The organism is Brevibacillus sp. B_LB10_24 (assembly GCF_046036945.1).
In the GTDB taxonomy this organism is placed as follows: Bacteria; Bacillota; Bacilli; order Brevibacillales; family Brevibacillaceae; genus Brevibacillus_C.
In genome coordinates this window covers 68,710-90,163 of record NZ_JBJQOQ010000022.1, presented here as the reverse complement: position 1 = coordinate 90,163, position 21,454 = coordinate 68,710, and the positions used below count along the sequence as shown (strand labels likewise).

Sequence of the window (21,454 nt, the reverse complement as noted above, 5' to 3'; positions counted from 1 at the left end):
GCAATCCTGGAGCACTTGCGAATGAACTTCCTTGTATGCGGGGAATTCCTTCTTGAAGGCGGGCAATTCATTCTGCTGCATGGCATAGGTGATGGTTTTACCCTCTCGGTTGTAGGCGGTATCGCGTTGTTCCTTGGCTCGATTGTAAAGCTTCCGGCACAAGTCCAACGTTCGAATCATGAGCTGTTCCTGTTCGGGAGTCGGATCGAGTCGAAACTGAAACGTGATCTGCACGAAGGACCACCACCTTAATAGGAACGTATATTCCTATTTTATCACAAAAACCTCCGTCAGTCGTCTCTCTCTTAGAAAATGAGACAGCATTTTTTGACGATGGACGACTCAGGCAATAGACAAGTGCATGTAGGCTTCGCCTAACCGAGATTTATCCCCTACCTGCAGAGGAAGGGGACTTCTCTCGGAAACATGTTAAAAGAGGGCAAAACAGCGGCTCGTCAATTGCGGCGAGCCGCTCTCATTTGGCATCAGCGCTGCCGGTCAGCGGCATCGTGAACCAAAAGGAATGCCGGTCTCCGTCTGACTCCACGCCAACTTGTCCCTGATGTTGCCCGATAATCTCTTTGACCAGGGCCAGCCCCAATCCAGACCCGCCTGTTTCCCTGTTTCGTGAGGAATCCAAACGGTAGAACCGTTCAAACAATCTCTCCGCCTGTTCTGCCGGGATGGGCTGGCCGATATTCACAACGGTCACCTTATAGTACGGCTCCCGCACTTCCCCTTCCATTTTTACCCATCCCCCTCGATTATAAAGGAGTGCGTTTTTCAACAGATTATCTAACACCTGTCTGAGACCGTCTTCATCCCCCGCTACCAGGGCCGGCTCACTTTGCCAGTCGAGGGTGATGCCTCTGCTGCGAATTTCCAGTGCAAAGCTGTCCGCACACGCCCCCATGACCTGTTCGATGGAGATGGGCTTCATCGGTTTCTCATCGGAGAGCCGTTTTGTCTGCCATACGCTTCATTGATGAAGCTGTTCGACCAGACGGGCAATCCGCTGCGATTCCTCGTGCAGGGATCATACGTTCGAAACGCGGACAGACCGCCCTCTCCGTCCTGTGCCTCGTACACGTCATACCCTTCCTTTTGCAGGTACAGTTTGATCAGCCCTCGTATCTTGGCATCGTCTTCGACAAGCAAAATCGCCTTTCCTTTTGCAGACATGCGGCACCTCCCGCAAAGCTAGTTCATCTGCGAAACCAGCTTTTCCATGATTTCCAGATCCATCGGCCCGATGACTTTCTGCCGGATGATTCCCTGCGTATCAATGAGGTAACTGGTGGGCAGCGCTGCAACCTGATACGTGTTGGAGACGAGCCCCTCCTGATCCAAAACGACCGGAAACGCAAGCCCGAATGCTTCGATAAACTTGGGTACATCGTCCGGATTTTTTTCTGTCTTGATCGCATTTACCGATAGGATTGTGATGTCCTCTTTCTCGTGTTTGGCGTAGAATTTTTGCATGTCCGGCATTTCCGCACGGCATGGCGGGCACCAGGTCGCCCAGACGTTGAGGATGACCTTCTTTCCCTTGAGGTCGGAAAGCTTGATGCTTTGCCCGGCTGTTGTCTGCAATTCAAAATCGGGTGCCAGGTTCCCTTGCTCGATCCCTGTCTGCAGGGATTTTGCATCAGACCCGTCCTGTAATGCGCTTTCTCCGGCCGGTTTCGCTCCTCCGATGTCTCCAGGCTTGGCTGCGCTGTACACCCCCCAGACGATAAGACCAAGCAAAACCAGGATGGCGACGATATTCTTTTTCATGTACACCCTCCTTCCTCAATTGCTAAAAGGCGTGAGTGAAGCGAGCCAGGCACTCATTTTTTGCAGTTGCCCCGTATACAGCAACAAGCCCATGCCGATCAACATCCAGCCGCCGATCATCGACAGACGGGGCAGAAACTTGTTGATCCGCTTGACGACACCCAGGGAGTACGTGATCAATACAGAGATCAGCAGAAACGGAATCCCCAACCCAAGCGAGTAGAACAGCAGTAAAAACAACCCGCTGTACATCGTCTCGGATGTCCCGGCCAGCAGCAGAATCGAAGACAAGGCGATGCCGACGCACGGCGTCCAGCCGGCTCCGAAGGCGATGCCCATGACAAAGGAAGTCCAGCTGTTTTTATGGCCTGTCGACTTCACCTCCCACTGTTTTTGCCGCATGAGGAAGCCGAGCTGCAGAATCCCCGCCATCTGCAATCCGAAGAAGACGATCAAGACCCCGCTGATTTTTTCCACCATTAGCCTGTGTGCAATAAAAAATTGTCCGACCAGGCTGGCAGAAGCGCCCATGATCATAAAAATCACGCTGAAACCGAGAATAAAGCTAATCGACCGCGTGATCAGCACTCGCTTGGTCACATTCATCTTGTTGCCTTCGACATAGGAACCCGTGAGATTTGCCACATACGCGGGAATCAAAGGAAAGATGCAAGGCGAGAAAAAAGAGAGCATCCCTGCCGTCATGGCAAAGAGAACAGACATATCGTTCATATAGGTATTCCTCCCGCTTTCCACTCTTCTTTACCGTAAACGAGAATGGTTAAGATTCTATGAATACTCCCACCGCCTGAAGAGGCGGGGGCTTCTTGTTTCGATGATCGTTGCTTTTCTGAAGGAAAGGTCTGCAATTCCTTCTTGAAGGCGGGCAATTTATTTTGCTGCATGGCATAAGTGACGGTTTTGCCCTCTCGGTTGTAGGCGGTATCCCGTTGTTCCTTGGCCCGATTGTACAACTTCCGGCACAAGTCCAACGTTCGAATCATGAGCTGTTTCTGTTCGGGAGTCGGATCGAGTCGAAACGGAAACGTGATCTGCACGAAGGACCACCACCTATACGAGAACATATATTCCTATTAAGACACAAAAACCTCCGTCAGACGTCTCTCTCTTAGAAAATGAGACAGCATTTTTTGACGATGGACGACTCAGGCAATAGACAAGTGCATGTAGGCCTCGCCTAACAGAGATTCATCCCCTACGCAGCGGAAGGGGATGAATCTCGTAAAACATGTTAAAGACGACTTCTATGTTTATATATGGATACCAGAATGCAAAGGAGGGCAAGCGTCAAAAACAAAAGCTGTTCCCAAGTCAGACCCAAGGCAGCAGACGTACGAGTGACGGCAAAAAAACCTGTGAAAATCTGCCCGATGCTAAACCAAAGAAGCATCTGCAAGAGCTCTTCCGGGTGGCCAAAATGATTCCGATTTCGCGCAAACCAGGCGAGCAGCAGCGCAGAAACGGCTATATGGCTTACGTGAAAGACAATGGCCGTACTCCCTGGAGCAGCGACTAAGGCAAGTACATGGTACACGGAACGGAACGCAAGGAAAGCGACGGTTAGCACATCAGCATAGATCCAAATCGAGATATTCGCTTTCCTTGCGCGGATGTACAGAAGCAGCAGCGCCACCGCAAGCGCCAGCCATACCCCGCGCACCCCACCTGAAAAATAGAGCAGGACGTATGGATTGTCGATCACGCTCATGGGATGAAACAGAATCAGGCTTCCTTTCCAGATGAAAACAGCCAAAATAGACAGGTTCACCAGCGTCTCGAGTACGCTTTCCGCCCCTTTCCCTCCGCCGCGAACCCTGAATTTGGCGGCCCAATAGGCTGCAAGACAGGAACCGGCGATCAAAATCCAGCTCTGCTTGATGATAAACGGTCCCCACACAAAGACGTCCGGCACGGCGCCAATCCCTTTCCGCTACTTCCTCGTCGACTTTACGTACGCTTCCTTCCGTACCCGGAACGCCGACCAGGTATCGTCGATCGAGATCAGCGATACGCCTACGTAACCAGCCTCTTTTAGTACCTCCCAGCCGCTGTCCCGGCTAATGTCTGTCTTGATCTTGGAACTCTTCTTGGGATACGCCACCCAAAAATGGGCGTCATCCCGTAAATGAGGCAGCACCTTTGGCGCGTAGTCGTCCAATTCGGCTTTCGAATGAACAAACAACAAGACAAAATCGAAGCTGCCTTCTAATGTGCCTGTCACTTCGACATCTTCAGGAAGTTCTTCAGCAGGCAGCGTAAAATGTTCAGGAGGATTAACGACAGTGGCGCGGTATCCGCTCTTGATCATCAACTTTTTAACGAAACCCATATTTCCCCATCCTCTATCATGTATTATACTCCACATCCAACGTTACCAGATAATCGTTCACGAGGACAAGTTTCACGAAAAAAACCATGCCGTCATTCAGCATGGTTTTTGCCTTCACTGCATCGTCATTGCAGCCGATTCCGGCACGGTATTGTACAGCTTCCCCAGCGTGTTTAACGTAATCGGCGCGGCGGGCTCCAGCGGGTAATAGCCCTTTTTTACCATCCACTGCCAGATATCGTAGGCTTGCCTGGAACACATGCGGAAAGCGTCCTCCAAAAAGGTCCTGATCTCGGGGTTGCTCATCTCCATCGCAGCCCAGGCGTATTCCCTGCCCGCCCGTTTTAACGTTAACAGGTAAGCCGTCGCCATTTCGCGGTCGTTCATGTCCTGGACGGTGGTGCGGGGGGTGACGGGAGTGGTCGTATTGGGCTGTGTATAGGATTGCAGCGTCGGGTTTAATTGCGGCACCGGCAATGGAGATGCGGCCCCCTGCGCTTGGCTCAGATACTGCACCTTCATGTTGTAGTCCTTGATATGATAGGGAAAATGCTGCTGCAAAAGGGCTTTTAGCTCCTGATCCTGAACGTGGTTCATAAAGTACGCCATATTCGTGATCGAATTTACGCAGCTCATGGTAAGCTCATGCAGGTCAAGCGCTTCGTGTGCTGCAAGTTGCATAGCTGATTCAACTCCTCTGGGATAATCATCAACATCCCTAGATTGGCTTAGAAAGATCCGGACTATGCGTTGAAAGCTTGTTCGATTTCGTTTTTGAGCATCCCTGATCAGAATGACAGTTTCGGCAAACACCGCAAAATTCATCGAAGGATCGCCCAGCGATTCTCCCGTTTTTGCATATCCCAAAGTACGGACAGTCGTGGCAGACGGCAGGTCGTTTGTGGAACAAACCGAGGGAAACTGGGATGTGATCATCCTCGATCTTCCCGAACCCAGTAGTAACTATCCGGAGCTTGGCCGTCTCTTCAGCATGGAGTTTTATCGGCTTCTCAAGGAGCGGCTGGAAACAGGCGGAGCGATCGGTGTAGCCTGTTCGATCTTCTCCACCTCGCTAGAATACGTCTGGAGTATCCAAGCGACGCTTAAAGCCGCTGGGTACCATGTTCTTCAGAACGGCACCCAAGTGCATCTGCGATCAGATGTTTACCCTTGGTCTCCAATAAACTCCTCCCCTTGCTTCTCTAAATCCTTTTACTGCTTACTTATATGAATGAAATCCGATTCTGATTTTATTCATGTCCATGCCTAACAGTCACCGGAGAACTCATCCATTCAAACAGATTTTTCGGCATTTTTATCCGATAAATGCGGTTTAGACAGTCACTCGTCCCGGCAAAGATGGTATAATATCGGGAAGAAGTCATTTGAAAAGATGGGAAGGAAGGAAACCATGCATCCACTCGCCAAGCAGTTAAACGAGACGATTCAAAGCGAAAATCCACACGTGTATGCGATGCTCTCAGATCTCGGCAAACAGATTTACTTTCCGAAAGAAGGCATCCTGAGCCAATCCGCCGAAGCGAAAGCAAAAGCCAAGAAATATAACGCTACCATCGGCACCGCCCTGGAGAACGGCAAGCCGATGCATCTGGAGGTCATTCAGGAAACGCTGTCTGCATACGACCCGAAAGACCTGTACGAGTACGCTCCCCCGGCTGGCAAGCCTGAATTGCGGACGGCTTGGCGGAAAAAGATGATCGAAGAGAATCCTTCTCTCGAGGGCAAAACGATTGGAAACCCGATTGTGACCAACGCCTTGACGCACGGTCTCAGCATTGTCGCCGACCTCTTTGCCGGCCCGGGAGACAGCGTCGTCATTCCGGATAAAAACTGGGAAAATTACGAGATTACGTTCGGCGTTCGCCGGGGAGCGGAAATCGTCAACTACCCGCTGTACAACGCAGACAACAAATTTAATGCGGAAGGCCTGCGCGATGCCATTCTCGCCCAGAAGGAAAAGGGCAAAGCAATCGTCATCCTCAACTTCCCAAACAATCCGACCGGGTACACGCCGCTTGTGGAAGAAGGCAAGCAGATCGTCGCTGCGATCAAAGCAGGGGCAGAAGCGGGCATTAATGTCGTGGCCGTGACAGATGATGCATACTTCGGCCTGTTTTTCGAAGACTCTTTGCACGAATCGCTGTTCGGCGCCTTGAGCGATCTTCACCCGCGCGTACTGGCCGTCAAGGTAGACGGAGCCACCAAGGAAGAATACGTCTGGGGTTTCCGCGTCGGTTTTATTACATATGCCGGCCAAAGCGACGCATTCCTCGCCGCACTGGAGCAAAAAACGATGGGCATCATCCGCTCCACGATTTCCAGCGGACCGCACCCTTCGCAAACATTCGTCCTGCACGCGCTCAACGCTCCGGAGTTTAACGCGCAGAAACAGGAAAAGTTCTCCATCATGAAACGGCGCGCCAACCGTGTCAAAGAACTGCTTGACAGCGGCAAATACGACGGGACCTGGGATTATTATCCATTCAACTCCGGTTATTTCATGTGCCTCAAGCTGAAAACGGTCGATGCTGAATCGCTGCGCGTCCATCTGCTGAACGAGTACGGCGTCGGCACGATCGCACTGGGCGAAACCGATCTGCGGGTTGCTTTCTCCTGCATTGAAGAAGAACAGATCGACGATTTGTTTGAGCTGATCTACCGCGGCGTCAAAGATTTGGAAAAAGTGGCTGCACGCTAGGACCAAATGTGTAAAGGGTAGATAAGAATAGGGACCTCTTATCGGAAGTCCCCGTTTCCTTGATTAAAATAGTAAGCAAAGCGGCTCCTTCACAGAGCCGCTTTCATTATGAGACCGGCGTCAATATCGTTTCTTCGGTGGTGATGTCCTCACGATAATACAAGGTAAATGGAACATCGTTACTCAATGATTTTGCGGTACCGCTTGGGTTTGCCAATTCAATTCTGTAAAGAAAGGCAGATGGAGACGGGGTATGATAGTAAGGTTCTACTTCTTTAAGAAAGGCATCGATTTCACGCTGTCCCATCTCTTTTTCCTTTGCACTGCCAGATGCAGACAAGGCTGCTTGCATCTCTTTTACATATGGGCTATCCGCAGGGTGTCGTATTAAAGTCATGTCGACATCAACATTGACGTCAATTGAAATTTTGCCGTTTTCCATCTTTTCATTCACAAACTCAACGGAGAAATGATCGAACGAATAAATACCAGCGTATTTTGTTAGGATGTGACTTTTTATCTTCGCGAAAATCATCGCTGCCTGCTCGTTTGTCAAACTGGTGGTTGTATTGTGAATATTATTGGCGTGTTCCTCATGAGATAGACTGGAGTTGGCATAAGCAACTTGAACTGATTCACCAAAACCAAATGGCATCAACATGATGGCAGCTAAAGCAAGCGATACGATTGTCTCTCCCATGCAATTCCTCCTAATATTGGTTGAACTTCTGGCTGTCCCTTCCCACCCTGATGCCTTGTTTTTATGTTATGACGCGCAATCCTTGGCAAATGTTTCATTTGGCTTCTATCGCAGAAGTCGTTTCGTCCCCTCCTGTTTTTTTCTCTACTCCCGGTACTCTCTGTAGTGTCGCTCGGCACCCGGGTGCAGCGCGAGCGGAAGTCCCCTCCATGAGCTGTTCAGGTCGATATGCCGTTGACTCCTCCAATTCGCATCATCTTTTTCCCCCTTATGTCTTTGGTAGCGCTTTCGTAAAGAAGCAATGCAAAGAAAGACAAGCAAGAATGATGCCAATCGCAAACATCCCATCGACAGCAAAGGAGGGCATAAAAAAAGCGGCAAAAATTGCCGCTTAGCCGGAAGCTTTTGCCGTTCATTTTTTCCGCTTTTCTCATGTCAGGATGTCAAACCATACTTTGACCGCCGTTGCTGTAATAAATACGGTCAGGATGATCCGCAAGTATTTCCCGTTTACCTTGCTGCCGACGAACGATCCCAGCGGAGCGCCCGACACGCTGCCCAACACTGTGAAAAAGGTGGCCCAAAACGGGATGGGACCGGCCGCCAATTTGCCGGTAACGCCCCCTATTGCGGAGATGAAGACGATCGCCAGAGAAGAGGCGATGGTGATGCGCGTAGGTATTTTCAGAAGGGTCAGCATGATCGGGATCAGGATAAACGCCCCGCCTGCTCCGACCGTCCCGGAGACAAGCCCTACCAAACCGGCTGACAGGGCAGCCACCGGCTTGGGGTAGACAAGTTGTTCTGCATCCAGTTCTTCCCGCTTTCCCCGATTGGGGATGAGCATCAGGATCACGGCCGCGACTGCGACGATCCCGTAAATGAGATTGATCGTTTCGCTGGGCATGTATTTGGAGCCCGCTGCTCCAATCAAGCTGCCGACGAGAATACTGCTTCCCATGGTCAGAACAAGCCCTTTATGTATATAAGATGGTTCGTGTTTCCTTTGCATGCGGTAGGCGAGTACCCCCGACAACGACGCAAAAAAAACTTGGAACATGCTGATAGAAGATACTTCCTTCGCCGTGAAATGGCCGACACCAAACCAGTCGGGCACATACAATAACAGAGGAAAATTAATGACTGCTCCGCCAATGCCGAGCATTCCCGAAAAAAACGATCCGATCAGGCCGATGAAGAACAGAACCAGATGATGCCCCAGGCCCACAAAATCCCTTCTTTCCAAACCTGCTTTTTTGCCCGCAGGAGATAACGCAATCCTTTGCTCCTATCCTTTTAATCGAGGTGTTTTTATGCTGAAACTGCTTCGAAAGTTCAAGCTTGAACATTGCCCTATATGCAATGAAATCCTGCAGAGCCAACACGGCAGCCTCTGTTATACCAAGGCTTGCCCCCACGGCCATTATACCGAAGAAACGTACTGCCATCTAGGGGTGCGAATTGTCTATAAAAAATAGTGCTCTGACTCATCTCAGGAAATTTTTGTCAGGGGCAGTCATTTTGCCCCAGATACAGGGACCGCATTGTAGTACTCCTCCAAGCACTGTCCTTTTTCAGCCAACTCCTTGGCAAGCTGGACACCTACATAGCGGATGTGCCAGGGTTCATATTCGTAGCCGGTGATCTCCACCTTGTCTTCCGGATAGCGAACGATAAAGCCGTATTCCGGTGCATGTTTGGCAAGCCAATCAGCCTCGGGCGTCCCGGCGAAGCAGCTCTCCGCGGCGCATTTGCCGTCAATGCCGGATACATCGATGGCCAGCCCTGTCTGATGCTCGCTGGTGCCGGGAACTGCGCTGTACATTTTGGCAGCCGCCTCGCCATCCCGCTGCACATAGCTTTCAAATAGTTTTGTCTGCCGGTCATAGGAGCGGTATCCGGAGACTCCGGCGAGCGAGATACCGTCTTTCTTTGCGCCGTCAAACAGTTTCTCCAGCGCATCTGCGGCTTCCTTGCGCAGTTTCCGTTTTTCGATTTTCTCTTGGAAAATAAACGGCACATTTGGGTAGACCAAATCTTGCGGCTCATAATTTTTTGGCAGAGCATACTGCTTGTCTACCAGGACAGTGACGCTGTCAGGGTTGGCAACTACTTTAAGGCCATCGATGGTACCGGATGTTTCTTGAACCGGAGTGCTCTCCTGGGAATTTTGCGATTCGGGGTTGCCAGCCGTTTTTTCGTCCGGAGGGACAGTGGGTTGTTGTTCTTGGGAAGGGGAGACGGTCTGCGAAGGTGTCGGGTCTTGTTGTTGATCTTCACAGCCTGTCAATGCTGCGAGAAACAGGACACTGCTGAATACCATTGCCGTCATGATCTTCTTCATGTTGAATAAATCCTCCTTAAAACGCTTGGTGTACATGGATATTGCAAGGCTTAGCCGCTGTGTCAGCTCTCTTTGCTGCGCCTGCTTTTGGCCGGTGCCGGGAACTTTTTGCTCCGGTTTGTCCGTATTTTCCATCATACACTCATCCTCTGCGATATTACCAGATTTTTTATCGATTAGTTCATCCGCTTCCGCTTTTTTCGTTTTGTCTCTGATTGCACAGGATGACAAGCGGGAACGTTCGGCATTTGTCTTTTTATGTAAAGACATTCATTTAGCAACTTTTCCCATCACTCACCTAAAAACTAGACGTCTACCGGTAAGCAAACGTCCATTCATCCCAAAATATTGTGCATATACTATGGTACATTCTCACAGAGGGGAGATATTTGATGAGAAGCAGACGCAAAGCCGACAAGAAGGCTAAAGTCCGGATGGTCAGTTCATTTTCGCCTTATTACGGCCCGCAGGCTGTCAGCCCTTACTTTGGAAAACCTTGTCCGCCGGTTGTCAGTCCATTTCAGACGACCAGACCGTATTGCCCGCCCGTTGTGAGTCCATACCACGCGGCCAAACCGTATTGCCCGCCGGTTGTCAGTCCTTTTCAAGCTGTGAAGCCCTTTCCGACACCGCCAGTCGTCAGTCCTTTTGCGAAGCCCCCGGTCGTCAGTCCTTTTGCAAGACCCCCGTTCATACCACCATTTGTTCAACCCTTTTCCGTTTGCGACCCATGCTGCGCCAACTGCACCAGATGCATGACGACCGGCAACAACTCAGCCTGCCGTTACTGCCGCAGACACTGCGGCTGGAACAAAAAATGACAAATCGTTCCGGGTGTACGGAAAATGGGGCCCGGCCACGCTCGAAACTTGGTTGTTTCGGGCTTTTTACATAAAATTGGCGTTTGTTAGCAGATATACCAACATTCAATAATTTCATCAATTCGCATTCTCTGTTATCCTTGTAGATGCCGAAACTTCAAAATACATCGAAGTGCGGGGGACGCTTTTCGACAGAAAGGCCTTTTTGGCTTTCTGTATGGGGTGAATCGCTTTGCAAGCGTAGGGTTGTATCCTCAATCCGAATCCGACAACTAACCTCGTAGGGCAAAAAAAAGGAGACGATACGATGAAAAAATTTTCAGCCAGAAAGTCCCTTCTCGCCATTGTTCTCGGAGTTGCCGTAGCCGGCATTTCTACTTCTGCATTCGCTGCAACTTGTCCGCAGCAGGCAGCCAACGATCCGGCACAACAGCAGATGATGTATGTCTATCCGCAATTCCAACAACAATGGGTGATCTACCCTCAGCAAAATCATAACATTCCACAACAACAGCAGCAGTATTTCTTCCAACCCGCCAACAAATGGCACCAGCCTGCAACAAACTACAGTCAACCGGTACAAGCTCCAACACAACAGCCGGCAAATACACCAAGCCAGCCTGCCAAAGCACCTGTAGCCAAAACCCCTGATGCCTCACAAGGAAATGTCGACAACTACGCCAAAGAAGTATTTTCACTCGTCAACCAAGAACGCCAAAAAGCGGGTCTTCAGCCGCTGAAGTTGGACGAGCAGCTGTCTTCCGTCGCGATGAAAAAAGCCGTCGACATGGAGAATAACCATTACTTTGACCACATCAGTCCGACCTTGGGCTCTCCATCTGACATGATCAGCCAAAGCGGCATCCAATACATGACCATGGGAGAAAACATCGCAATGGGTCAACGCAGTCCGCAAGAAGTCATGCAGCAGTGGATGAACAGCGAGGGCCATCGGGCAAACATCATGAACTCGAACTTTGACACCATCGGTATTGCCTATTACAACGGCTATTGGGTACAAGAGTTTATCGGAAACTAAACATGACGTGAAAAAAACAAGGCGGGCACCGGTGCTCGCCTTGTTTGTGTTTGCCTACAGCGTGACGACGATCAATTTGCTCTCGGACATTTCCTGCATCGCGTACTTCACGCCTTCGCGCCCCAAACCCGAGTCTTTGACGCCGCCGTAGGGCATGTGATCCACCCGAAACGTCGGGATCTCATTGATCAGCACTTGTCCCACTTCCAGCTTCCGGGCAGCGGCGAACGCCGCCTGAATATCCCGGGTGAAAACGCCTGCGTTCAATCCAAATCGGGACGCATTGGTCTTCTCGACCGCCTCCTCCATAGACGTTACCCGGTCGATGACGACGACAGGTCCAAACACCTCCTGACATACCACGCGGCTGCTCGGATCGGCGTTCAGGATCAGGGCGGGGCGAATCACGCTGCCGTCCGTCTCCCCTCCGTAAACCACCGCTCCCATGCGCCTGGCTTCCTCAATCCATTCAAGAATCCGCTTGCGGGAGCGCTCGTTGATAACGGCGGACACATCCGTATTTTCATCCAGCGGGTCTCCTGTGCGGAGCTGTTCCATCCGCTTGCGAAATTCTGCTGTAAAGCTGTCGTACACGTTCTGATGGACGTAGATCCGCTGCGTGTGAATGCAGACTTGTCCGGCGTACGAAAACGCCCCTTCCACGGCACGAGCCACACAGCGCTCCAGATCGCAGTTCTCATCGACGATCAACGCGGAGTTGGAGCCCAGCTCAAGCGTGAGTTTCTTCAAGCCGGATTGGGCGCGAAGCAGTTTCCCGACTTCGGGACTGCCGGTAAAGGAGAGTTTTTTGATCCGTTCATCTGCTGTCAGGACCGGACCCAGGACTGCTCCTTCGCCAGACACGACGTTGAGCGCACCGGCTGGCAGGCCTGCTTCTGCAAGGATCTCGGCGAGTACATAGGAAGAAAGCGGCGTCTGCTCTGCCGGCTTCAATACGACCGTATTGCCGACAGCGAGCGCCGGTCCCACCTTGTGGGTGACCAGATTGAGCGGAAAGTTGAACGGGGTAATCGCAGCGACCACACCCAGGGGTTCGTTCACGGAAAAGGCAAGCCGCCCTTCTCCGCCGATCGCTGCATCCATCGGAATGGACTCACCGTTCATCCACTTGGCACCCTCGGCAGAAAAGCGGATCGTCTGAACGGAACGGCCCACTTCCGCCCGGGCCGCTTTGATCGGTTTTCCCGCTTCCTGTGCGATGATCCTGGCCAACTCCTCCGTCCGCTCTTCCATCAGCTGAGCGGCGCGGTTCAAGATAGCAGAGCGCCGATGGGCAGGAAGTGTCTTCATCTCGGCAAAAGCGGCATCCGCCGCCTCAATCGCCGCCAGCATCTCTGCTTCGTCGGCATTGGCGATCGATCCAAGGCGTTGATTGTTGTACGGATTGTAGAGTTCATAGGTTTGCTTCGCAGGCACATAGCGGCCATTGATAAAGAGATCCTTATTCATGACATCTGCCTCCTTTTTGATGTATACGTATTCATTATTGCCTGTACTTGCCTGCTACGGCGGGCAAGCACCGGTAGTTTCGCGAACGATCAGCTCCGGGCGAAGCACGATCTGAATCGGCTGCAGCGCCTCCTCCTCGGCTTCAATCAGGTTCATCAGCATCTCAATTGCCAGCACCCCCATCTGCTGCTTGTAGTTACCGACGGTCGTCAGGCGGATCGACTGATGGGAAGCAATATCGATATCGTCGACGCCGCAGATGCTGACGTCCTCGGGAATTCGTTTGCCCATCCGGATCAGCACATCCATGCATGTCAGGGCCATCGCATCTGTCGCACAGATGATCGCTGTCGGCGGCGAAGACAGCTGCATCAGCCTGACTGCGGCAACCTCTATTTCCTGCGGGGTGCCGTTAGTCATCACCATCAGCTGCGGGTCGGGCTGCAGGCCGTATTTTTTCAGCGTCGCTTCATATCCTTCCTTCCGTTCAAAAAACGTCGAGACATTGAGGTGTCCAGACAGGAAAGCAATGCGTTTGTGGCCGTATTCGATCAAATGCCGCGTATTCAGCTCTCCGGCCAGCCGGTTGTCTATGACGACGTAATTTCCGCCGGTTCTAGGGCGGCGGTTGAACATCATGTAGGGAATATTCGCCTCTTCAAGCTGTGGTAACAGCGGATCGTCCAGTTGGATCGTAGACAGGATGATTCCGTCCGGCTTATAGCGGCTGATCGTTTCAAACAGACTCAGATTATCCCCCATATGTTCGAAGTGCACCATCACGCTATACCCCTTTTCCGCGGCTAGCCGGACGATATTGTCCGTCGTTTCGACAAAAAAGTGGTTCTTCAGCGTACCGGATAGGAGCGCGATGTTGCGCGTCTGATTCATCACCAGGCTGCGGGCGATAAAATTGGGCCGGTAATGCAGCTCGGCCATCGCCTGCATCACTTTGTCCTTCGTCTCCTGCTTGATCCCGGGGTATCCGTTGAGTACCCGCGAGACGGTTGCCTGCGATACGCCGGCGTGTTTCGCAACGTCTTTCGATGTCACCATCCTGGCCATCCACCTTTGTATGAACGATCTGGAGCGATCATGTATACGTATTCATTGATAACACGAATATAGCACCGCCACTGTTCGCTGTCAATGGAAGAAAGAAAGAGTGCCGCCAAGACGATAGCGACACTCTCTGTGTTGTTTTCATTACTTCTTCAAATCTTCAATAGAGTTGACATCCATATAGGAAGGGACGACCAACCCTAATTTGGTTCCGTCGAGGTTGACTCCCAGGTCCTCAAACTTGCCTTCCAGCTGCTTTACGTACTCTTGGTGGGTGGTCGGCAGCCATGCCGCTACCATCCCGTCTACATCGCCATTGGCGACGCCTGCCCACATCGGGCCGGCTTCCACCTGGCTCAATTCAACGTCATAGCCCAGCTTTTGCTTCAATACTTCCGCGACAACATTGGTGCTGGCGATCTCCGAGTCCCAAGCGACGTAAGCCAAGGTCACCTTTTGGCCAGAGACCGGTTGGATCCCCTCGACCCATTTGTTTACCTGCTCTTCATGGCTCTTCACCCATTCTGCTGCAGCCTGTTCGGGGTCTTTTCCATTTTCAATCTCCAGCATGACATCTTCCATATCGCTTGGCTTCCAGTTGAAGTTATCCAGGAAAGCATAAGCGCTCGGCTGGTCCTCTTTCAGCCCTTTGCGTACAATCGTATGGATTTGCTCAGCTGCCCCGTACACCCCTTTGGGGTCATCCAGGTACTTCAGATCGAATTTCGAGAACATCCAATGCGGCGACCAGCCGGTGATGATGATCGGTTTCTTCTTATTGTAAGCGTCTTTGAGCGCCGCTGTCATGGCGGCACTGGAGCCTTCCACCAGCTCCCATTTGTCCAATCCGTATTCCTGGATCGCTTTTTCCGTAGCCGTCATCAGGCCGGCACCCGGGTCGATCCCGATGATTTTATAGCCGACTTGCTCGCCGACTGATGCCGACGCGCCGCTGTTCGCTCCCCCGGATTTTTCTGGATCATTCGCCGGTTGGTTGGACGCGGATGAACAGCCCCCCAACAGCAAGACTGAAGCCAACAGCGCCGCGGCGCCCCGTTTTACCAGTTGTTTCATCGTACTATTCCTCCCCCTAATTGTTTCTTTTCTTTTTATTTTGAGTAAGCCGGTCCAGGACAATCGCCAAGATGACGATCGCAATTCCGGCCTCAAAACCAACTCCGATTTTTATCTGCGTCACAGCGCGGTATACATCGGCACCCAGGCCCTTGGCCCCGATCATGGAGGCGATTACCACCATCGAAAGCGCCAGCATAATGCTCTGGTTGATCCCGGCCATAATCGTCGTTTTGGCGATCGGCAGCTGTACCTTCCACAGTTTTTGCAGCGGTGTGGAACCAAAGGCGTCCGCCGCCTCGACCAATTCGGCCGGTACCTGCCGGATCGCCAGGTTCGTCAAGCGGATCGTCGGCGGCATCGCGAAGATGACGGAAGCGATCACACCCGGAACCTTGCCCAATCCGAAGAAGAAGATGGACGGAATCAGGTAGACGAAGGCAGGCATAGTCTGCATGAAGTCCAGACACGGTGTAACGATATTTTGCACGATGTCTTTTCTCGAACACCAGATCCCTACCGGAACCCCTATCACTACTGAAATAAGCGCCGCTGTCAGCACCAGCGACAAGGTCTCTATCGTATTGGTCCAGTAACCGAGATTATCGATCAGAAAAAGACCTATAAATGTAAAGATGGCTAATCCTACATTTTTTCTTCTCCAGGCGAGCAGTGCGATCAGGATAATCAGCAGCCAGGACGGAAATATATTTAAAACGAAGGAAATTGAATTGACGACGGCACCAATGGCAACCGTTATGCCGTCAAACACGAATCCTAATGTCGCTTCCAAATAGTCAACAAAAGCCTCAACCCACTGCGCTAGAGGCAGCTTCGGCAGCAAATTACCCATGTACTTCCACCTGCCCATCTCCAGCCGCGGTTGCCGCCACGTCGTTCACCTTGCCGGCCAGTCCGCTTAGCACAGCACCTCTGACGACGACGCCGAGCAATCTCTTCTGTTCGCTCACCACTGCGATCGGTACCTGAGAAAAAGCGATCAGGTCAAACATCTGGTTCAACAGCGTTTCCGGAGCAACGGAAGGAATCGTGGTTTCCATGATCTGCTCCAGCGTTTGGTCGCCCTGTTTCGTCGCTTCAACGACCTTGTCAGCGGTAATGACGCCAAGCAGAGACTTCTTCTTGTCTACGACGTACAGACTGGAGACGCCGCGGTCTCTCATCATCTGCAGGGCGACGCGCGGCCCTTTGTCCAGCGTAATCGTCTCGGCCCGCTTCATCACGTGCCCGGCCGTCAATACTTTGGAGCGGTCTACGCCTTCCACAAACTTCTCGACGTAATCATTGGCCGGATTGGTCATGATTTCTTCCGGCGTACCGATCTGGACGATCGCCCCGTCTTTGATCAACGCGATCCGGTCGCCGATTTTCAGCGCCTCATCCAGATCGTGGGTGATAAAGATGATCGTCTTTTGCATCTTTTCCTGCAGTTCCAACAGCTCATCCTGCATGTCCTTGCGGATCAACGGGTCTAACGCGCTGAAGGCTTCGTCCATCAGCAGGACGTCGGGATTGCTGGCGAGCGCTCTGGCCAAACCGACGCGCTGCTGCATCCCGCCGCTCAGTTGGTCGGGATAACGGTCTTCCCAACCGCTCAAATCGACGAGCGAAAGCGCGTCTATGGCCTTCTGGCGGCGCTCCGATTTGGCGATTCCCTGCACTTCCAGTCCGTACTCGACGTTTTCACGGACGGTACGGTGGGGGAACAGCGCAAAACGCTGGAAGACCATACCCAGTTTTTTCCTGCGTACTTCCCGCAGTTTTTCTCCATTCATTTGAACGATGTCCTCGCCGTCGATGAGAATTTTGCCGGCAGTCGGTTCGATCAACCGGTTGAGCAAGCGGATAATCGTCGATTTACCGCTTCCGGACAATCCCATGATCACAAAGATTTCTCCTGTCTTCACCTCGAAGCTGACGTTATTCACCCCGACAGTGCAGCCAGTCTCTTTCAAAATCTGTTGTTTCGACCAACCTTTTGCCAATTGCTCCATCGCTTTATGAGGAACGCGACCAAAGATCTTCGTAAGGTTCTCTACGCGAATTTTTTCCATCCCATCACCTCTCCGCTAGTTTTTTTGTCTGTATTTATTGTACCGATTCGCGATTTTTTCCACAAAGTTGCTAATCCTTCATATTTCCCCGTAATTTTTGTACAGAAAAAACTGTACCAACTTTTCTTACCGTATACTCAGTATAACTCTGATTTCCTATACAAGATTGCTCATTTACTTTTTTTATAAAAATAACTAAAATCGAATCAGTGATTATTTCTGGGAGGACTGTTTGTCTCATATGAATGCGAACTATCTAGCAAATAACGACAGTCAAGCTGAGGAAATTCAAAGGAAAGCCCGTCAGCGCGTCGTAGAGACTCTAGCGAACAACATGGAGTTGTACGGAATTTCCCTATCGAATGGCTATCTATATGGTACTTTGCTGTTCAATGGAAAACCGATGACTCTTGACGAAATGGTAGAGGCTCTCGGGATGAGCAAGACGAGCATGAGCACTGGCGTTCGCACCTTGATGGACTTAAAGATGGTGAACAAGGTCTGGGCCAAGGGGATGAGAAAGGACCATTACGAGGTAGAACAGGACTGGTACCAGAGCTTCATCGACTTCTTCGCGCTGAAATGGCGGAAAGCCGTTGATTTAAATACCCACGCGTTGAATAAAACCCGGTACGATCTGACCCATCTGCTGGAAAAAAGTCAGCACAATCTCTCAGATTCACTCAAGAATTCTATTGAAAACGATCTGGCGATTATCCGTGACGCACTCGATTACTACGATTGGCTGTCCCGTCTGATCGATTCCTTCGAATCGGAAGAAATCTTTCAATTTGTGCCAAAAAGAGAGTCCAAACCGGAAGATTGACACAGGAATCCCCCTCACGGTCATGAAAAGGTGCAGCATGACGATGGATATAAGAAAAGGAGTGCAAACTGGCGATCAGTTTGGCACTCCATTTTTGTGTCGTTATTCGCTGTTATGAACGGAAATGGTTTACAACACCTCGGCAAGCTCCAAGGTTTTATAGGCTCCCTCCAGGTACATACCGGTCACGTCCTCGCTTGATCTCGCAATCACCCTGGCCCGTCCCGCCAGCACGTCATCACCTGTTCCGCCTACGATCTCGGCGTGTTCGCGCGGCGTTACAAACCCGCCGAGCAGCTCTGGACACACCATCATCGCTTGATCTTGCTTCACCAGATCACGGATTTTCTCCACCTGGCTGTGTGTGCCGTTGTAGCGGCATTCCACCCCGGCTAAACACGAACTGACCAGGATCATGAACGGCTCACCGCCCCGACCCGCAGAATGATTTTTCCGGTGTTCCGGTTTTTCTCCATGTATTGATGGGCTTCATTTACCTCTGCCATCTCCCAGACAGAGTCGATGATCGGCTTCAGCCGCCCGTCCGTGAAACGGGGCAGCGCAAAGGCCGAGAACTGCTCCGTCAGCTCGATTTTCCTGGCGAGCGGCAGCGAGCGCAGGGTACTGCCGATGATCCGCAGGCGCCGCATCAAGACGGTAGAGAGATTGAAATTCTCTGCTTTGCTTCCTCCGACCAGGCCGATCAGGATCAATCTCCCCTCCAGCGCCAGCGATTCGACGTTCTGCTCCAGGTGAGATGCGCCTACCAGATCGATAATCAGGTTTACCCCTTTGCCCTCAGTGGCTTCTCTCACCGGCGGCGCGAACGGCCCCCGCTTATAGTCAATGGCGAGGCTGGCGCCCAATTCCAGGCAAGCATTCCGCTTCTCCTCACTGCCCGCCGTCACGATCGATGTCGCCCCCGCTTCCCGTGCCAGTTGAATCGCGGCAGTGCCGACACCGCTCGCCCCGGCGTGTATCAGCACGGTCTCGCCGGCTTTGAGTCCTCCAAGCAAAAACAGGTTCAGATAGGCAGTCAAAAATACTTCCGGAATCGCAGCCGCCTGTTCAAACGACATGCCTTCAGGAATTCTCATTGCCATTGCCGCCGGTATGCTTACCCGCTCCGCATAGCCGCCCCCCGGCAGCAGCGCGAACACCCGGTCGCCAGGCTGCCATCCGGAGACGTTCGCGCCAACCTGTTCAACGACCCCCGCTATCTCCAGGCCCAGGATCGGAGAAGCTCCCGGGGGCGGCGGATAGCTGCCCCGTCTTTGCGCGAGATCAGCCCGATTCAACGCCGTGGCCTCCACTTTGACCAATAAATCATCGGCCGACATTGCCGGCTCTTCCCATTCGCCAATGTATAAACGCTTGCTTTCTTGATCTACCAAGACCGCTTTCATCCAGCCCGCCTCCTCTTCTTTCTTCAATAGTTTTATCTTACATGATAAAAGAAAACCTGCAAGCAGCGCCGCATAGTGGAAAAAATCAATAAAGCGGATTATAATAGTCATAATTATTATACTATTCTGATAAGGAGCTTGATAGAATGTCTCGAACGCCTTACATGCGGCAATTAAAGGTAGCAGCATCCATTGCCAAAGAAGCGTCTGCCCGAAACGTCGAGATTGACCAGGTCATCGCCGAGCGACTGGAAAAAGGCATCTCTAGAAGAGAGTTTTTGCAGCACTCCCTGCTGGCAGCGGCGGCACTGGCCGTACCGCCGACGATCTGGAGCCTTGGTTCCCAGAGCGTGAATGCCGCGACCGCGCCGCGGATCGTGGTCGTGGGCGCAGGGTTGGCTGGCCTTGTGTGCACCTACCGGCTAAAGCAAGCCGGGTATACCGCTCAGCTCTATGAAGCATCCAACCGTGTTGGAGGCCGCTGCTGGAGCATCAGGGATTATTTTTCCGACGGACAAGTCGCCGAACACGGCGGTGAGCTGATCGATACGGGCCACACCGAGCTCATCGAGTTGGCCGCGGAGCTGGGACTTGAGCTCGACGATCTGCTGGCGGCGGAAAAAAACAACCATGAGCCCTTCTTCTACTTTAATCAGACGACATATCCCTTCCGTAAAGCCGCCCAAATGTTCAGGGAAATTTGGGACAAGCTGCAAGCGGACGTGGAGGCCGCTGACTACCCGACCTTGTATAACAGCTACACGCCTCGCGGGTACCAACTGGATCACATGTCGATACTCGACTGGATCGACGAGAGCGTTCCCGGTGGCAGCAAATCCCAATTCGGCAAGCTGCTGGACGTGGCGTACAACATCGAGTACGGCGGTGAATCCAGCGACCAAAGCGCACTCAATCTGTTGTATCTGCTCGGCGACTCCGAAAAGAACCGCTTTGAGCTGTTCGGCGAATCCGATGAACGGTACCACATCCGCGGCGGGAACGATCAAGTGCCTGCCCGCTTGGCAGAGAAAGTAAAGGGTCAGATCCACACTGGCTCGCCGCTGGCAGCGATCCGAAAGAACTCTGACGGTACGTACAGACTCTCCTTTGACAAGGGAAGCGGAACCAAAGACGTGACGGCCGATCTGGTGGTGCTCGCCATCCCCTTCTCCATCCTCCGCCATTTGGACATCGGCAAAGCCGGATTTCGTCCATTGAAGCTGACAGCCATCCAGGAATACGGCATGGGCACCAATACCAAGCTGGCTGTCCAGTTTACCGACCGCCACTGGGAGGCACTCCGCTGCAACGGCCTGACTTACTCGGATACGGGCTACCAGAACACCTGGGACGTGACGCGGGCCCAGCCCGGCAAGTCCGGCATTCTCGTCGATTTCACCGGAGGCGATGTCGGGAAGAGCTTCAACCGGGGGGATGCACAGTCCCGAGCCAAAGAGTTTCTCGGGCAAATCGAGCCGGTGCTGCCCGGTTTGACCGCCAAGTGGAACGGAAAAGCAACCCTGGACTACTGGACGGGATACCGTTGGACACAAGGTTCCTATTCGTATTACCGCGTCGGCCAATACACCAAGTTTGCCGGCATCGAAGGAGAATCGGAGGGTGATTGCCATTTCGCAGGCGAACACACTTCCATCGACTATCAAGGGTATTTGAACGGCGCGGTGGAAACGGGGGAACGCACTGCCCGGGAACTGCTCAGCAAATTAAAAGCGGCGGTTGGCAGCAGGTAAGCTGTCTAACGCCAAAGACCACCTTTCGGACTGCACCA

General features: G+C 52.2%; 24 protein-coding genes, 1 pseudogene and 1 riboswitch. Of the genes and pseudogenes, 6 read left to right on the top strand and 19 right to left on the bottom strand.

All coding sequences use genetic code 11. The annotated features are described in order from the left end of the window. The 9 genes from ACI7RC_RS18815 to ACI7RC_RS18775 all read right to left on the bottom strand — a co-directional run. Positions 1-234 (bottom strand): helix-turn-helix domain-containing protein (locus ACI7RC_RS18815; RefSeq protein ID WP_408109747.1); only part of this gene is annotated, 234 nt, incomplete at its 3' end. A 241-nt stretch (positions 235-475) separates the two neighbouring features. After that, positions 476-940, bottom strand: a complete 465-nt coding sequence (locus ACI7RC_RS18810; protein WP_408109746.1) for a sensor histidine kinase — start codon at positions 938-940, stop codon at positions 476-478. Beyond that, complete coding sequence (locus tag ACI7RC_RS18805) at positions 937-1,182, bottom strand: response regulator (protein ID WP_408109745.1); 246 nt, start codon at positions 1,180-1,182, stop codon at positions 937-939. Before ACI7RC_RS18805 ends, ACI7RC_RS18810 begins: the two co-directional genes overlap by 4 nt. An 18-nt stretch (positions 1,183-1,200) precedes the next feature. Next, on the bottom strand, positions 1,201-1,779 hold the full coding sequence (locus tag ACI7RC_RS18800; protein ID WP_408109744.1) for a TlpA disulfide reductase family protein: 579 nt from the start codon (positions 1,777-1,779) through the stop codon (positions 1,201-1,203). A gap of 15 nt (positions 1,780-1,794) precedes the next feature. Then, complete coding sequence (locus ACI7RC_RS18795) at positions 1,795-2,511, bottom strand: cytochrome c biogenesis CcdA family protein (RefSeq protein ID WP_408109743.1); 717 nt, start codon at positions 2,509-2,511, stop codon at positions 1,795-1,797. Continuing rightward, positions 2,508-2,837, bottom strand: coding sequence for a helix-turn-helix domain-containing protein (locus ACI7RC_RS18790; RefSeq protein WP_408109742.1), 330 nt, complete (start codon positions 2,835-2,837; stop codon positions 2,508-2,510). Before ACI7RC_RS18790 ends, ACI7RC_RS18795 begins: the two co-directional genes overlap by 4 nt. A 194-nt stretch (positions 2,838-3,031) precedes the next feature. Continuing rightward, positions 3,032-3,712, bottom strand: a complete 681-nt coding sequence (locus tag ACI7RC_RS18785; protein WP_408109741.1) for a hypothetical protein — start codon at positions 3,710-3,712, stop codon at positions 3,032-3,034. Positions 3,713-3,730: 18 nt separating this feature from the next. Further along, a complete protein-coding gene (locus tag ACI7RC_RS18780) occupies positions 3,731-4,129 on the bottom strand; it encodes a hypothetical protein (RefSeq protein WP_408109740.1) in 399 nt (132 codons plus the stop codon). A gap of 114 nt (positions 4,130-4,243) precedes the next feature. Then, a complete protein-coding gene (locus tag ACI7RC_RS18775; protein WP_408109739.1) occupies positions 4,244-4,810 on the bottom strand; it encodes a spore coat protein in 567 nt (188 codons plus the stop codon). Between the two features lie 112 nt (positions 4,811-4,922). Here ACI7RC_RS18775 and ACI7RC_RS18770 point away from each other — a divergent pair, with 112 nt between their 5' ends. Both ACI7RC_RS18770 and ACI7RC_RS18765 read left to right on the top strand, forming a co-directional pair. Next, entirely contained in the window at positions 4,923-5,360 is a 438-nt protein-coding gene (locus ACI7RC_RS18770; RefSeq protein ID WP_408109738.1) for a spermine/spermidine synthase domain-containing protein, read from the top strand. 180 nt (positions 5,361-5,540) lie between these two features. Then, on the top strand, positions 5,541-6,848 hold the full coding sequence (locus ACI7RC_RS18765) for an aminotransferase class I/II-fold pyridoxal phosphate-dependent enzyme (RefSeq protein WP_408109737.1): 1,308 nt from the start codon (positions 5,541-5,543) through the stop codon (positions 6,846-6,848). 106 nt (positions 6,849-6,954) lie between these two features. Here ACI7RC_RS18765 and ACI7RC_RS18760 read toward each other — a convergent pair whose 3' ends face one another. The 3 genes from ACI7RC_RS18760 to ACI7RC_RS18750 all read right to left on the bottom strand — a co-directional run bounded on the left by ACI7RC_RS18760 (position 6,955) and on the right by ACI7RC_RS18750 (position 9,892). Next, positions 6,955-7,548 (bottom strand): hypothetical protein, encoded by a 594-nt coding sequence (locus ACI7RC_RS18760; RefSeq protein WP_408109736.1) that lies wholly within the window; start codon positions 7,546-7,548, stop codon positions 6,955-6,957. 430 nt (positions 7,549-7,978) lie between these two features. After that, complete coding sequence (locus tag ACI7RC_RS18755; RefSeq protein WP_408109735.1) at positions 7,979-8,776, bottom strand: sulfite exporter TauE/SafE family protein; 798 nt, start codon at positions 8,774-8,776, stop codon at positions 7,979-7,981. A 288-nt stretch (positions 8,777-9,064) separates the two neighbouring features. Further along, positions 9,065-9,892 (bottom strand): M15 family metallopeptidase, encoded by an 828-nt coding sequence (locus tag ACI7RC_RS18750; RefSeq protein ID WP_408109750.1) that lies wholly within the window; start codon positions 9,890-9,892, stop codon positions 9,065-9,067. 392 nt (positions 9,893-10,284) lie between these two features. Between ACI7RC_RS18750 and ACI7RC_RS18745 the strand changes: the two genes are divergently transcribed. After that, positions 10,285-10,713, top strand: a complete 429-nt coding sequence (locus tag ACI7RC_RS18745) for a hypothetical protein (RefSeq protein WP_408109734.1) — start codon at positions 10,285-10,287, stop codon at positions 10,711-10,713. A gap of 137 nt (positions 10,714-10,850) precedes the next feature. After that, a riboswitch (cyclic di-AMP (ydaO/yuaA leader) is annotated at positions 10,851-11,016 on the top strand. 4 nt (positions 11,017-11,020) lie between these two features. Next, positions 11,021-11,752, top strand: coding sequence for a CAP domain-containing protein (locus tag ACI7RC_RS18740; RefSeq protein ID WP_408109733.1), 732 nt, complete (start codon positions 11,021-11,023; stop codon positions 11,750-11,752). A 54-nt stretch (positions 11,753-11,806) separates the two neighbouring features. Here the strand turns inward: ACI7RC_RS18740 and ACI7RC_RS18735 are convergent, their stop codons facing one another. The 5 genes from ACI7RC_RS18735 to ACI7RC_RS18715 form a co-directional block, all read right to left on the bottom strand. Continuing rightward, the gene (locus tag ACI7RC_RS18735; protein WP_408109732.1) at positions 11,807-13,222 is read right to left on the bottom strand and encodes an aldehyde dehydrogenase family protein; all 1,416 of its coding nucleotides are present in this window, start codon (positions 13,220-13,222) and stop codon (positions 11,807-11,809) included. A 54-nt stretch (positions 13,223-13,276) separates the two neighbouring features. Then, positions 13,277-14,278, bottom strand: a complete 1,002-nt coding sequence (locus ACI7RC_RS18730; protein WP_408109731.1) for a LacI family DNA-binding transcriptional regulator — start codon at positions 14,276-14,278, stop codon at positions 13,277-13,279. A gap of 150 nt (positions 14,279-14,428) precedes the next feature. Next, positions 14,429-15,358: a glycine betaine ABC transporter substrate-binding protein gene (locus tag ACI7RC_RS18725; RefSeq protein WP_408109730.1), complete on the bottom strand. Its 930-nt coding sequence runs from the start codon at positions 15,356-15,358 to the stop codon at positions 14,429-14,431. A 16-nt stretch (positions 15,359-15,374) separates the two neighbouring features. Beyond that, positions 15,375-16,211, bottom strand: coding sequence for an ABC transporter permease (locus ACI7RC_RS18720; RefSeq protein WP_408109729.1), 837 nt, complete (start codon positions 16,209-16,211; stop codon positions 15,375-15,377). Next, a complete protein-coding gene (locus ACI7RC_RS18715; protein WP_408109728.1) occupies positions 16,204-17,433 on the bottom strand; it encodes a quaternary amine ABC transporter ATP-binding protein in 1,230 nt (409 codons plus the stop codon). The genes ACI7RC_RS18720 and ACI7RC_RS18715 overlap by 8 nt, the downstream gene beginning before the upstream one ends. A gap of 241 nt (positions 17,434-17,674) precedes the next feature. Here ACI7RC_RS18715 and ACI7RC_RS18710 point away from each other — a divergent pair, with 241 nt between their 5' ends. After that, positions 17,675-18,259, top strand: a complete 585-nt coding sequence (locus tag ACI7RC_RS18710; RefSeq protein ID WP_408109727.1) for a GbsR/MarR family transcriptional regulator — start codon at positions 17,675-17,677, stop codon at positions 18,257-18,259. 138 nt (positions 18,260-18,397) lie between these two features. Here the strand turns inward: ACI7RC_RS18710 and ACI7RC_RS18705 are convergent. Together ACI7RC_RS18705 and ACI7RC_RS18700 are read right to left on the bottom strand one after the other, a co-directional pair. Then, a pseudogene (locus tag ACI7RC_RS18705) lies at positions 18,398-18,676 on the bottom strand (2-thiouracil desulfurase family protein); the annotation flags it as partial. Beyond that, positions 18,673-19,665, bottom strand: a complete 993-nt coding sequence (locus tag ACI7RC_RS18700) for an NAD(P)H-quinone oxidoreductase (protein ID WP_408109726.1) — start codon at positions 19,663-19,665, stop codon at positions 18,673-18,675. The pseudogene ACI7RC_RS18705 and the gene ACI7RC_RS18700, both read right to left, overlap by 4 nt. Positions 19,666-19,811: 146 nt before the next feature. On the opposite strand from ACI7RC_RS18700, the gene ACI7RC_RS18695 reads away from it, so the two are divergent. Beyond that, positions 19,812-21,416 carry a flavin monoamine oxidase family protein gene (locus ACI7RC_RS18695; RefSeq protein WP_408109725.1) on the top strand — a complete coding sequence of 535 codons (1,605 nt, stop codon included), beginning with the start codon at positions 19,812-19,814 and terminating at the stop codon, positions 21,414-21,416. Positions 21,417-21,454 lie beyond the last annotated feature (38 nt).